The 12,238-nt window shown below is 69.7% G+C and carries 15 protein-coding genes and 1 pseudogene; 8 read left to right on the top strand and 8 right to left on the bottom strand.

The window, feature by feature from the left end; all coding sequences use genetic code 11:
- Positions 1-11: 11 nt before the first annotated feature.
- Positions 12-590 (top strand): hypothetical protein, encoded by a 579-nt coding sequence (locus ACZ4SF_RS13500; RefSeq protein ID WP_468382685.1) that lies wholly within the window; start codon positions 12-14, stop codon positions 588-590.
- Positions 591-656: 66 nt separating this feature from the next.
- Here the strand turns inward: ACZ4SF_RS13500 and ACZ4SF_RS13495 are convergent, their stop codons facing one another.
- Both ACZ4SF_RS13495 and ACZ4SF_RS13490 read right to left on the bottom strand, forming a co-directional pair.
- On the bottom strand, positions 657-1,754 hold the full coding sequence (locus ACZ4SF_RS13495) for a PP2C family protein-serine/threonine phosphatase (RefSeq protein ID WP_468382682.1): 1,098 nt from the start codon (positions 1,752-1,754) through the stop codon (positions 657-659).
- Between the two features lie 227 nt (positions 1,755-1,981).
- Positions 1,982-2,191 (bottom strand): hypothetical protein, encoded by a 210-nt coding sequence (locus ACZ4SF_RS13490; RefSeq protein ID WP_468382679.1) that lies wholly within the window; start codon positions 2,189-2,191, stop codon positions 1,982-1,984.
- 455 nt (positions 2,192-2,646) lie between these two features.
- Between ACZ4SF_RS13490 and ACZ4SF_RS13485 the strand changes: the two genes are divergently transcribed.
- From ACZ4SF_RS13485 to ACZ4SF_RS13465, 5 genes are all read left to right on the top strand, one after another.
- Positions 2,647-2,838, top strand: a complete 192-nt coding sequence (locus ACZ4SF_RS13485; protein ID WP_468382676.1) for a hypothetical protein — start codon at positions 2,647-2,649, stop codon at positions 2,836-2,838.
- Positions 2,839-2,973: 135 nt separating this feature from the next.
- Complete coding sequence (locus tag ACZ4SF_RS13480; protein WP_468382673.1) at positions 2,974-3,516, top strand: MauE/DoxX family redox-associated membrane protein; 543 nt, start codon at positions 2,974-2,976, stop codon at positions 3,514-3,516.
- Positions 3,513-4,052 (top strand): S26 family signal peptidase, encoded by a 540-nt coding sequence (locus ACZ4SF_RS13475; RefSeq protein WP_468382670.1) that lies wholly within the window; start codon positions 3,513-3,515, stop codon positions 4,050-4,052. Before ACZ4SF_RS13480 ends, ACZ4SF_RS13475 begins: the two co-directional genes overlap by 4 nt.
- Complete coding sequence (locus ACZ4SF_RS13470; protein WP_468382667.1) at positions 4,040-4,594, top strand: TlpA disulfide reductase family protein; 555 nt, start codon at positions 4,040-4,042, stop codon at positions 4,592-4,594. The genes ACZ4SF_RS13475 and ACZ4SF_RS13470 overlap by 13 nt, the downstream gene beginning before the upstream one ends.
- On the top strand, positions 4,591-6,456 hold the full coding sequence (locus ACZ4SF_RS13465; RefSeq protein WP_468382664.1) for an ABC transporter ATP-binding protein: 1,866 nt from the start codon (positions 4,591-4,593) through the stop codon (positions 6,454-6,456). Before ACZ4SF_RS13470 ends, ACZ4SF_RS13465 begins: the two co-directional genes overlap by 4 nt.
- Before the next feature lie 473 nt (positions 6,457-6,929).
- Here ACZ4SF_RS13465 and ACZ4SF_RS13460 read toward each other — a convergent pair whose 3' ends face one another.
- Together ACZ4SF_RS13460 and ACZ4SF_RS13455 are read right to left on the bottom strand one after the other, a co-directional pair.
- Entirely contained in the window at positions 6,930-7,328 is a 399-nt protein-coding gene (locus ACZ4SF_RS13460) for a gas vesicle structural protein GvpA (RefSeq protein WP_468382661.1), read from the bottom strand.
- Between the two features lie 349 nt (positions 7,329-7,677).
- Entirely contained in the window at positions 7,678-8,064 is a 387-nt protein-coding gene (locus ACZ4SF_RS13455; RefSeq protein ID WP_468382658.1) for an STAS domain-containing protein, read from the bottom strand.
- Positions 8,065-8,263: 199 nt separating this feature from the next.
- Here ACZ4SF_RS13455 and ACZ4SF_RS13450 point away from each other — a divergent pair, with 199 nt between their 5' ends.
- Positions 8,264-8,386 carry a hypothetical protein gene (locus ACZ4SF_RS13450; RefSeq protein ID WP_468382655.1) on the top strand — a complete coding sequence of 41 codons (123 nt, stop codon included), beginning with the start codon at positions 8,264-8,266 and terminating at the stop codon, positions 8,384-8,386.
- Between the two features lie 134 nt (positions 8,387-8,520).
- On the opposite strand, the pseudogene ACZ4SF_RS13445 reads toward ACZ4SF_RS13450, so the two are convergent.
- The 4 genes and pseudogenes from ACZ4SF_RS13445 to ACZ4SF_RS13430 all read right to left on the bottom strand — a co-directional run.
- A pseudogene (locus ACZ4SF_RS13445) lies at positions 8,521-8,748 on the bottom strand (DUF4235 domain-containing protein); the annotation flags it as partial.
- 18 nt (positions 8,749-8,766) lie between these two features.
- Positions 8,767-9,249 carry a DUF3618 domain-containing protein gene (locus ACZ4SF_RS13440; protein ID WP_468382652.1) on the bottom strand — a complete coding sequence of 161 codons (483 nt, stop codon included), beginning with the start codon at positions 9,247-9,249 and terminating at the stop codon, positions 8,767-8,769.
- Complete coding sequence (locus ACZ4SF_RS13435; RefSeq protein ID WP_468382649.1) at positions 9,246-9,617, bottom strand: phage holin family protein; 372 nt, start codon at positions 9,615-9,617, stop codon at positions 9,246-9,248. The genes ACZ4SF_RS13440 and ACZ4SF_RS13435 overlap by 4 nt, the downstream gene beginning before the upstream one ends.
- Before the next feature lie 455 nt (positions 9,618-10,072).
- Positions 10,073-10,621, bottom strand: coding sequence for a phosphatase PAP2 family protein (locus ACZ4SF_RS13430; protein WP_468382646.1), 549 nt, complete (start codon positions 10,619-10,621; stop codon positions 10,073-10,075).
- 701 nt (positions 10,622-11,322) lie between these two features.
- Between ACZ4SF_RS13430 and ACZ4SF_RS13425 the strand changes: the two genes are divergently transcribed.
- Positions 11,323-12,213 carry a magnesium and cobalt transport protein CorA gene (locus ACZ4SF_RS13425; RefSeq protein ID WP_468383676.1) on the top strand — a complete coding sequence of 297 codons (891 nt, stop codon included), beginning with the start codon at positions 11,323-11,325 and terminating at the stop codon, positions 12,211-12,213.
- Positions 12,214-12,238: the final 25 nt, after the last annotated feature.

Raw genomic sequence — 12,238 nt, 5'->3', positions numbered from 1 at the left:
GGAGGAGAACCATGCACCGCAACGACGACATGGGCCGCAGCACGGGCGACCTTTCCACCGACGATCTCGCACAGCCGACTGGTGGCGGAGCGGGCAGCGCCGCGGGAACGGAGTCCACGCAGGCCCCGACCTATCCAGGAGAGGCCACGGCCACCTCTGCGACCGGAACCGAGAGCGGCACCAGCGAGTCCACCACGGACGTGTCCGAAGCGGCGTCCACCACGGACGTGTCCGAAGCGGCGTCCACCGCAGGTGTGTCCGACGCCGCGTCCACCAACGGGTCGAGGGCCCCGGGGGCCGCAGGCCCATCGGACGAGGAGCTGCCGCAACTGCTGACGGACGACGACGAGCACGGCTTCCGCGACCGCTGGCAGACGATCCAGAACAAGTTCGTGGACGACCCCCGTGAGGCCGTGCACGACGCCGACACCCTGGTGGCGGAAGTCATGCAGACCCTGGCCACCACCTTCGCCCAGCACAAGAAGGACCTCGAAGGCCAGTGGGGCGAGGGTGAGGCGGTGGACACGGAGGAACTGCGCGGGGCCCTGCGCCGCTACAGGTCCTTCTTCAACCGGCTGCTCAGCACCTGACACCTCGTCGCCCGGGCCTCCGGCTGCGGTAGGCCCGGGCTCGCCCTCCGGTGATCCGGGCCAGGCCTACCCCGAGGGTTCACACAGGCGCACCGCGAGTGCGGCGATGTCGTCGTCGAGGCGTCCTCTGCTGTAGCGGAGGAGGTCGCGGTGAAGAGCCGTGAGCAGCTCGTGGGGCGGCGTCGAAGGCTGTTGGCGCATCCAGTCCATCAGCGGGAAGAACTCACCGTCGCCGGCGCGGGCCTCGGCGACCCCGTCGGTATAGAGAAGCAGGAGGTCGCCGGGGGCGAAGTCGAAGGTGTCGACGCTGTAGTGATCGCCTATCAGTTCCGCGAGGTTGAGCAGTGGCGAGGGGCTGGTGGGTTCCAGTGAACGGAGCTCCCCCCGGTGCAGGAGCAGCGGCGAGGGATGTCCGCAGTTGAGGATCTCGATACGCCTGCCCCCCTGCGGGATCTCCACGAGAAGGGCGGTGGCGAAGCGCTCCATCGGACCCTCCGGGGGAAACGCGGCGTTGTAACGCGTGCTGCTGGCGTCCAGCCGGCGCGCCACGCCGACCATGTTGGCCTCGCCGTAGGCCGCCTCCCGGAAGGCGTTGACGATCGCCGCGGCCGCCCCTACCGCCGGCAGGCCCTTTCCCCGCACGTCACCGATGAGCAGCCTGACCCCGTATCGCGTCTCGACGACCTCGTAGAAGTCCCCGCCGATACTGGCCTCCGCCGCAGCCGCGAGATACAGCGACTCGATCTCGACGCTCCCGAAGCGGCGCGGCATGGGACTCAGCACCACCTGCTGCGCCGCTTCGGCGACCAGGCGCACCTGAAAGAGGGTCCGCTCCCGCTGGAGCCGGACATGACTTCCGTACGCGGCCGCCACGGTGACCGCGACGATCCCTGCAGCCGTCCACCACGTGCCCAGGCCGGGGAACACGATGCTGAGGCCGATCATCAGAAGGAGACAGACCGTCCCCAGCAGGATGGTGGGGAGTACCGGCCACATCGAGGCAGCGAGGGCGGGCGCCGCCGGCAGGAGGCGGCTGAAGGCCACGTCCGGGGGAGTGGCGTAGGCCAGGCTGGCGATGACGACGGTCAGGATGACCGGCGACAGCCGCACAAACCGCGCCAGGCCGTGGTGGCGACGGAGCCGCGGCCCTCCAGACTCGATCACATTCCACAGGATATCTACGTAATGAGGGCATAGCGCTCTGGCGAAGCCTCCCGGACCGCTTCGGTCGCCGTGTCCCCGGCTCGCCCGGTAAATCGAACAAACATCTGAGGAACTCTTGTTTCCGGCACCTGCCCGGGGCGCGTAAGAAGGAAAGGGCGGCAGGTCCTGCTGCACCGAGCGCGTTCACCCACCCATCAGTCGTGCAAGCAACGCTGCTGCTCATACACCTAGCCGGTGGCGGTGAGGGCGAGTGCGGTGAGGATGAGGGCGTAGGCAGCCAAGGTCAGGACGGCCCGGGCGATCCGCGCGCCGCGCACACGCCGTGGCGGGGTCGGGCTGAAACAGCAGCAGGGCTTCTCGGGCTGCCCGTGCGGGGGGTCCAGCCAGTAGGAGCCCAGGAGGCGGGCGGCGCCGGTGGTACTGGTTTCGTCATGCACACGGAGGTCAACGTCCGGCGAGTGCGACGGGTTGCGGCGGGGGGCTCGGTCGGCACGAGACTGTGATTTTGCATAACTGCTGGTCATCTGCCAACACGACACTCGGCGTCCTGCCCACCGGCGCGACCCGACTCCTCGACCGCGCCGGCCACCCCACCGACGTCCTGGTCCGCCGGCATGCACCGCCGACGCCCCGCCGCTCGCCGTCGACGCTCCCTTGAGGCCTCCGGTGCCTGTCCGGACAGGATCCGGACAGGCGTCTGACCAGTCCGGACAAGGAGCGGCTTGTCCGAGACAGAACTTGCTGTTGCCGCGGCCCACTGCGTGCCCCCAGTCTCGGATCAGCCCGCTGGGCGAGACCGAACAGGGTCCGCACACCGACCGGGGCCGCGCCGTACGCGGACCGGAACCGAGCCGGGTGATCCCACAGCACACGAAGAAACTGGAGGAAGCGCATGCGTGTAGGACTGCGTACGATCCCGGACCGTCTGCTCGAGAAGGTGGCCGCGAAGACGAGCGCGTCGGCGACCGGCTGCTGGCAGAGCGAGTGCATCTACCGCTCCTGCCTGGGACGCACCACCCAGCTGATGTGGTACGAGATGTGCAAGGACTTGCAGAAGCCCGGCTACTGCGGCTGCAGCATGTAACGGGCGTCGCCCCTGCGACCACCTCATCTCATCTGCAAGGCACCGGCTCCGCCCCGGCCCTGCCAGGCGGAGCCGGTTCTTCGATGACCGGTCTCCAGCGCCGGGCGCTTCGCCGGCGGGAGGGTTTTCGCTTCGATGAACTACGTGCTCGTCAGCGGCCGGGTGCTGCTCGGCCTCGTCTTCCTGTGCTCGGTCGCCGGGAAGATCCGCTCCGGGGACGCGTACCGGGCCTTCCGGCTCTCGGTGGCGCAACTCGTCCCGCCGCTACGGCGCAGGACGAAGGCCGTGGCGCCCTTGGTGATCACTGCAGAGGCGGCCGTGCTCATGGCGCTCGTCGTCCCCGCGTCCGTGACCGTGGGCTTCGCGGCGGCCGCGCTCCTGCTCATAGGGTTCGCCCTGGCCCTGACCGGGGCCTTGCGCCGCAAGGAGAACGCCGCCTGCCACTGCTTCGGCGGCTCGGAACCCGTTGCTCCGCGGCATGTCGTGCGCAATGTGCTGCTGATCGGCGTGGCCCTCACCGGACTGCTGGGACGGCCCACCGCGGCCGATGCGGCCGGCTCACCGCCGGGACTGCTCGTGGCCGTCGGCGTCGGGGCGCTCCTCGCACTGTTCACGGTGACCCTCGACGAGCTGGCTCACCTGTTCGGCCCGGTGAACAGCGAGGAGGCCGGGGCATGACGCGGGACACCGCCGCTCTCACCGCACTCGGCACAGTCTGTGCCCTGGCCACCGCGGTGGCCCTGCTCCGCTGCCGGTACGTCGTCGTCACCGTGGAGGGCGAGAGCATGACTCCTACCCTCGTCGAGGGTGACCGGGTCGTGGTCCGCCGCACCGGGCTCGCCGCGGTGCGCAGTGGCCAGCTCGTGGTGTCCGGGCCGCCTGCCGGTGAGCGCTGGGACCGGCTCCCGCTGCCCGCGTGGCTGATCAAGCGCGCCGTCGCCGTTCCGGGGGACCGCGTTCCGAAGGATGCGGGACCCGCACTGCGGGCGCTGGCCGAGGAGCGCGTGCCGGACGGGCGGTTCGTGCTGCTCGGGGACAACCCGCGGCGGAGCCTGGACTCGCGCCATTGCGGCTACTTCACCTCCGGCCAACTTCTGGGCGTCGTCGTCCGCCGGCTCCCACGCCCGACGGCCGTTGATCGTCGTTTCCCTCCGTCACCCGGCCACGACGGCCAGGCCGTCCCAGGAAGGAGCAACTCATCATGGCGTACCTGATCGCCGTCGTGACGCTGTTCGGCCTACTGAGCATCGTCAACGTGACACTGACGTTCGGGGTCGTCCGACGGCTGCGCACCCAGGGGCACGGGTCCTCGCCCGCCGCCAAGGGTGACCCGTTCCTGGGCTCGGCGCTCTCCGTCGGAGAATCCGTCGGCAGCTTCTCCGTGCGCGACACCGAGGACAGGCCGTTGACCCGTGACAGCCTGCGCGAGGGAATGCTGGTGGCCTTCCTCTCCCCGGGCTGCCTCCCCTGCGAGGAACTCCTCCCCGGCGTGAGGGAATTGGCCCGTGCGGCAGGACCCGGCGAGGTCCTGGCCGTCGTGGTGGTGGACGAGGACAAAGGAGCGGACCCCGCTGCCTTCGTCGCCGCGCTCTCCCCATTCGCCACGGTCGCCGTAACACGCCTCAAGGGCGAGCTGATCGGGGCCTTCCGGATTCAGGGCATGCCGACCGGTGTCCGCATGGGCCCCCAGGGCCGGATCGCGGCCAGCGGCCGCGCCCTGCTACGCGTCCCGCACCCCACCAAGGCCGGTGCATGAGCGGGAACACGAGCAAGGATCCGGGCCGCCGTTCGGGCGGCAGGAACGAGCAGCTCGCGCCGCGCGACGCGTTCGCGGCGGCCTGCAGTGCCGTCTCGCTCGCCCGGCGGTCGGCGCCGGCACATCTGACGGGCCTGGTGGCCGTCGCCGTCGCCACCGCCGGGGTACCCGTGGGAGTGGCCTGGCTCACCCGGCTCGTCCTGGACCGGCTGACCGGCGTGAGTAATGCGGCTCTGCTGGGGCTGACTCTGGGAGTCGGAGCACTTGGGCTGGTGGCGGCACTGCTGCCACACCTCAGCCAGTACCTGAGCGCACGGCTCAACCGGGCGGCGGGGACGCGGGCGGTGAACCGGCTCTTCACAGCTGTCAACTCCTTCGGCGGGCTCGCCAGATTCGAAGACCCCCGCTTCCAGGACCGTCTGCGTATGGCTCAGTCCGCGGGCAGCCAGACCGTCGGCCGCATAGTGGAGACCGGGCTGCGCATTGCCGGAGGCGTCCTGAGCGTCGTCGGTTTCGTCGTCGCGCTCTTCGTCATCAGCCCGGTGATGACCGGGCTCGTCGTCTCGGCAGCCGCACCCGCGCTGGTGGCCGAGCTCCGGCTGTCCCGACTGCGGGCCAAGAGCGCCTGGCGCATCAGCTCGGCGCAGCGGAGGGAGTTCTTCTACCAGTCCCTGCTGTCGGGTCTGGACGCGGCCAAGGAGATCCGGCTGTTCGCGGCCGGTGACTTCTTCAAGGACCGAATGCTCGACGAACGGCGCGCCGCAGACGCCGAGAGCCGACGGGTGGAGCGCAGGGAATTCGTCACCCAGTCCGGCCTCGCCCTGCTCAGCGCGTTCGTCTCCGGAGGCGGACTGCTCTGGGCGGTGCTCGCTGCGCGGCAGGGACGGCTGACGGTCGGTGACGTCTCCATGTTCGTGGCCGCGGTCGTGGGCGTGCAGGGCGCGATGTCCGGTCTTGTCGGCTCCCTCGCCGACGGGCACCACCAGCTCCTGCTGATGAACCACTACACATCGGTTCTGCAGGCTGGACCGGATCTCCGACCACCGGCAGATCTCGTCCGCCTTGGCACGCTCCCCGCACTGCGCAGGGGCATCGAGCTGCGCGACGTCTGGTTCCGGTACGGCGACGACCATCCGTGGGTCCTTCGCGGAGTGAACCTGTTCCTCCCGCGCGGCACGGCCGTCGCCCTCGTTGGTCACAACGGTGCCGGCAAGAGCACGCTGGTCAAGCTGCTGTGCCGGTTCTACGACCCGACCCGGGGTCAGATCATGTGGGACGGGGTCGACATCCGCCGGGTGCCGGTCCACGAACTGCGTCGTCGTCTCGGGGCGGTGTTCCAGGACTACATGAACTACGACCTCACCGCCGGCGAGAACATCGCCGTCGGCGACGTCCGGACGCTCGGAGATCCGGCGAAGCTGACCACCGCCGCGCGGGAGGCCGGTGTGCATGAGGTGGTGGCGAAGCTGCCACACGGCTACGACACCATGCTGAGCCGCGTGTTCGCCGCTGACGACACCGATGACGACACCGGGGCACTGCTCTCCGGGGGCCAGTGGCAACGCCTCGCCCTTGCCCGGGCCTTTCTGCGGACGAACCCGGACTTGCTCATCCTGGACGAGCCGAGTTCGGGTCTGGACGCGGAGGCCGAGTACGACATCCACCTGCGGCTCCGGCGATACCGGGCGGACCGCACCAGTCTGCTGATCTCGCACCGGCTCGGGGCGGTCAGGGATGCGGACCGGATCGTCGTCCTGTGCGACGGCCGGATCACCGAGGAAGGCACCCACGCCGAACTGCTCGACGAGGACGGTACGTACGCCCGGCTCTTCACCGTCCAGGCCAACGGTTACCAGCCCTGACGTTCGAGGCCGGCCTTCCCGCGTGGACCGGGTCTCCTCGCTCGTCAGGATGGGGGTACGCCTTATGGAGAGGGCCGGTCTTTCCGACAAGCGCCAAAGGGGGCCTGCACGCGTTCTCGTTGTGCAGGCCCCCCGGGGCAGCCGGAGTCACTCCCAGTCACCCTCCGAGCTGGACCAGTTCCAGGCGGGGGTGAACGAGAAGATGCGTCGGAGAGCTGCGAGCATGGTGCTTCACTTCCTGATCAGGGCTTGCAGGACGTCATCGGGCGTCGGCAGGATTTCGTGAAACACGGACCGGGTCGGCGCACACCTCCGTCGCCATCCTCGCCCGTGCGCCGCCCGGACTGGTCCCGCCGGCCTCCAGCAGATGAGGCGGGTCGTCTCTGACGGGCAGCCAACATGCCTGCCACCGCCTGATTTCCCCGAGCCCCCCGGACCATGAACAACGAGGGGAGACGTCAGGTACTCCTCTCTCATTCCCCTCTTCTGCGCACGGCCCGGTCGCCCTGCCGCTCGCGGCCCTCGTCACGTGCCTGCTGGAAGGCATCGGAGATCGTCTCCGCCGCGCCGGACAGAGCTCCCTTGGTCTTGCCACGGGCGCCGGACTCCGTGAGGTGTCCCGTGAGCTCCGTGAGCCCGGCCGGCTTGCGCGGCCCCGCTTCCAGGTCGAGGCGGTTGCACGCCTCGGCGAAGCGAAGGTAGGTGTCGACGCTGGCGACCACGATCCGTATGTCGATCTTGAGTATCTCGATACCGACGAGGGAGACCCGCACGAACGCGTCGATCACCAGTCCGCGGTCGAGAATGAGTTCCAGAACGTCGTAGAGGCCACTGGAACCGCCCCCGCCGCCCTGCTGCGTAGCCACGGTCATCGCGACCAACCCCTTGTCATCTGTTCCTGCGCGGTCCGGTCGGCGCTGTCCCTCACCGCGGCGCAAACCTTCATGGCGAGTAGCCCTCACCTCTGTGGGCAAACATTTGTACGAGTGTGGTGAGGTGGTTCTGCCGGCAGACATCGACGATCACCTGGGTGGCGTCATTCGCTTCACGCTCACCGTGCGCTGGGCCGGCATGCGCTGAGCGGGCGTCCCCGCGCACCGCACCACCTGCGAGGGCTTCGGCCCCGTTCCGCGGCCCAAGCGGGTGTCAGGCTGCGAACGTGCGTCAGCGCCCGGGCACGGCGTGGGATCGCCGATGCCGGACGCGAGGATCTGCCACAGATCAGTTCCTCAGGGCTTCGCGAAGCGTTTCGCGGCAGTCGATCACGGCGTCGACGCCGACGATCTGCAAGGTACGCAGCACGGATTCGGTCGGTGCGGCCAGACGCAGCCAGCCGCCTGCCTCGGTGGCGGCGCGGTGGGCGCCGATGAAGATGTTGATGCCGCTGGAGTCCAGAAAGGTAACCCGCGAGAGGTCGACCACGATGCGAGGGCGGGCGGTTCCGGGGACGTCCAGGGCTTGCCGGAGTGGGTCACCGGTGTGATGGTCGATCTCTCCGCCCAGAGTCAGCACACGGATACCGTCCGTGGTGCCGGAAAGGATCGACAACTCGCCGGGCTGCTGACCAAGCTCAGCTCTTTCGATGTCCGACATGCGTCCCTCAGTCATGTCGGTGATAGTGGCACACCGAGACCTTCGCCCGGGAGGGCTCCCCGCCCGGTACGGGTGATGCCCTGACGTGGGGAAGCCGACAGAGGACACGTGGTGTGCCGAGGGCGGTAGCGGGTCGTCCGCACTGTGACGCCGAGGCGATGAGGGCTGGTCGGCGGGGGCCGGACAGCGGGCTGGCATGTGTACATGCCGCCGCATGGGATCTTTGCGTTCGCCGGCGCTGCTGGTGTTGTTCTTGGTCAGTGCGGCCGTCGTCCGGTGCGCGGGCAGCAAGCTGTCCGACCCCACCGATGTCGTGGCCGAGCGTCGCGGCTCGTGACCTGCTCGTGGCGGCGGTGCACGCGGGGGTGCCGGTATGCGCGTACCGGCACCCCCGCATGGTTGCGTCAGCCGGACCGGTGCCGGTCAGAAGCCCGGTGGCTGCGGCCCCGCCGCGGTCTACGGCGCCCCTGTACGGCGCCCCTGATGCGACGTCCTTGATACGGCGGCCTTGACCCCGACGAAGACGGCGCCCCGCTGGGCGGCGACGAGCAGGACCTCGCCCCAGGTACGGTCCCTGTCGGTGGCGTCCGGCGCGACGTCATCCTGGCCGAGCACCATCCACGCCTGCTTGAACCCCGCTCCGGCGATCACGCCGCTGACGGCGCCCAAGGGCAACCCGACCGGCTTGTGAGCCGCAATCTTCGAGGATTCTGAAGCTCACCCCTTGCGACGGCGGTAGACCATCCACGCCACGCCGGCCACACCAGCGGCCGCCAGCAGCAGGTTGCGGTTGTCCCGCGCCATCCGTGCACCCTGGGCGGTCTTCTCCTGTACCGGTTCGGGTGCCTTGTCCTGCCACAGCCGGCCGGCCTGGGCGGCCTTCGCACGGGCCTGCCCGGTGGCCTGGACGGCCTTGTCCTTGACCGGATCGGGCAGCTTGTCCTCAAGTTGATGGGCAGCCTGCGCTGCCTTGTCCTTCAGCTCTCCGGCCTTGGCCGCTGCCTGCTCCTTCAGCTCACCTGCCCTGGCGGCGACTTGTTCCTTGACCTCTGTCGCCTTCTCCTGGGCGCGGGCCTTGACGTCGGTCTTGGCCGCGAGGGCCTCGACCGTCCGGCCGAGCTCCTCGCGGGTCTGCTCGACCTGCTCGCGCAGCTCCTCGGGGCTGTCGGCGGTGGGCTCGTCGTGGGGCGGCTGGGTCATCGGTGCGCACTCTCCTTGATCTCGGCCACATCGGCCTTCACGTTTTCGACCGTCTGTTGCGGTGTGGGCGGTGCGGCTTGGTCAACCTGCTTCTTACCGCTCATGGCCAACACCGCGGCGATCATGCCCAGCACCGCTGTGATGATCAGTGCCGCGGCCCACACCGGCAGCAGAAGCGACAGCGCGGCGATCACAGTCGCCACCAGAGCCTGCAGCATGAGGAAGCCGACCAACCCGGCTCCGCCGAACAGGCCACCCCCCTTGCCGTAGCGCTTGCCCTTCTCCCTCATCTCAGCCTGCGCCAGATGCATTTCACCGCGCACCAGCTCTGTGAGCTGCTGCGAAGCCCTCTGCACCAGCTCGCTCACCGGCTCCTGGCCGGAGGGGTGCGGGCTGTGGTCGGGCCCGGGCGAGTACGGCTGCGTGCTCGACACGGCGGTCACCTCCCGTCCATCTCGTTCCTGCGGGCCGGACAGTCCGACCCCTTCACGGCGCGCGAGTACCCCGAACCCCCCAGTTCAGGGCAGGCAGGTGGCGCAGTAGGAGCGGGACTTGTCTGTCAGGGGGCAGCACGATGGGGGCGCACGGCGCGTCGGCAACCACCGTCGGACGGGGTCCTCGCCCTGGCGTGCGTATGCGTTCTCCACGCCCCGATTACTGCAAGGCGCGGGGCATGCTCCGGCAACCGCAGCCGCAGCCGCAGCCGCAGCCGCAGCCGCAGCTGTGAGCAGCCCCGACCGTGCTCGATCACCCGGTCCACGACGCCGACGGCAACAAGACCGGCGAGGCCAAGCACGCTCGCGTCGGACTGCTCGGTCTCGGGTCATGGCCAGTGGCGCAGGATGAGGGCCGGGGCATGGCGGGTGAGCCAGGCGCTGGCCAGGCCGATGGCGGCGCCGGCAGCGACATCGCTGGGATAGTGGGCGCCCGACTGCACCCGCTCGAGGGCCACCATCGCCGCCGGCACCGCGCACAGCGCGCCCGCGGCCGGCCAGGCGGGGGCGACGGCTGCGGTGAAGGCGATCGCGGCCGCGGTGTGCCCGGAGGGGAACGAGGACGAGTCGGGGCGGTCTGCGACCTCGTCGTGCGGAATCCATTCCTCGGGCGGCCTGGGCCGGCCGGCGAGCTGCTTGCACAAGCCGTTCGACGCCAGCTGCGCCACGACCAGGGCCCCCAGCCCGGCGGCCGCCGCCCTGCGGCCCCGCCACCCGCCCAGCCACGCCATGGCGGCCGCGGCCCCGCACCACAGCTTCGTACTCTCCGCGGACTCCTCCACCGCCGACAGCACCTTGGCCACTCCCGGCGGGATGCGGGAAGCCGCCCGCTGCGTCAGAACCCGATCAGCCTCTTGCAAACCCGTCAGCAACCTCATGAACTGCGGATATCCCCAACTCCTGCTTTGTAGGCAGTTCGACTGTCCAGGATCAGTCCGTCGTGCCTGCCCGGCCCCCTACCGGTATCCCTTCACCTCAGAAGCGACGCGCTGAATGCCTGGAATAGGGCCGAGCTCCCCGCAGCGGGTGCCGGAGAGCTCGACAGGGGCTGGCTTCCGAACCCCACGCTGAGGCGGGTAACCCAGATGGGACCTGCCATGCGGCAGCGTCCCGCTGCCTCGATGTGCCACGCGGTCTGCCCGGCCGGACCGCGCTCGGTGGCGGACGAGCCGGCGTCGTGGACCAGTCGCAGGTGACGTCACCAGCCGTGGCGGGCCGCCGGAGGCCCGGCCGACAACCGGTCTTCGAAGCGGTCCGGGGCACAGGCGTACAGCTGCGCACCCTGGGCGGGCAGCAAGACAGCAACAGCGATCACAGCCCAGTTCCCTCCTGGTGGGCGACACCGGCCGGGTTCCGGCCGAGCTCGGCCCCAACCGAACCATGTGAAGGTCCGGTGGCCACAGGGTGAAGACGACGTTCGGTCGGCGGGTCTGTCGGCTGCCCGCGCATGGAACGCGGTGGCGGAAGCATCCGAGAAGGCATGGAGTGTGCGATCTATCGAGAACAGACAGGCGAGTGCGAGACGATCGAAGTCCGGCAGGAAGACGGAGGATGCCGAGGCACCCTCGACCGCTTGGCGGTGCTCAAGCCGGACGAGTTCGCCTGGATCCGGATGGACGACCCCCACGAGGACGAAGTGCAGCGGCTGGGCGAGTACCTGAAGCTGCATCCTCTGGCGATCGAGGACGCCGTCCAGGCACACCAGCGGCCGAAGCAAGAACGCTACGGAGACGTGTTGGCGGTCGCCGTGAAGACGCTGTGGTTCGTCGAGCAGACCGGGGACGTGGAAACCGGCGAAGTCATGGTCTTCCTCGGTCCGTCGTTCGCGCTGACCGTCCGGCACGGTGCCGCCGACCCGGCAGCGGAGGCGGCCCGTCGGCTGGAACGCGCCCCGCAGATGGCACGACTCGGACCGGTGAGTGTCCTGCACGCCGTCACTGACGTGATCGTCGACGACTACGCACAGGCCGCGGCCCAGGTCCGCGCGGACCTCACCGATCTGGAACGGTGCGTGTTCTCACCCGCCCGCGACGACCTGACAGAGCAGATCTACTCCCTCAAGCGGGAGGTCGTGGAGTTCCGCGACGCCGTCCAGCCTCTGGTCCCGGTCGTACAGCACTTCACCGCGCCCCATGACGACTGGCCGCGGCAGGTGGTGCCGTACTTCCGCGACGTCGCCGACCACCTCACCCGCACCGACACCGAAGTGCGCGCTCTGGACGACCTGCTCGGCTCCGTCCTCGACGCCCATCTGGCGAAGGTGGGCACGTGGCAGAACGACGACATGCGCCGCATCAGCGCCTGGGCTGCCATCCTGGCCATCCCCACCATGGTCGCCGGCATCTACGGCATGAACTTCGCCCACATGCCCGAGCTGGACTGGCGCTACGGCTATCCGTGCGCGATGGCCGCGATGGCCCTCGGGGCGGGACTGCTGTACCGGGCCTTCCGCCGCAACGGCTGGCTCTGACACCCCGACGGTCGAGACGGGCGGC

The organism is Streptomyces sp. NPDC027663, from assembly GCF_055566415.1.
This window is presented reverse-complemented; position numbering and strand designations above follow the sequence as displayed.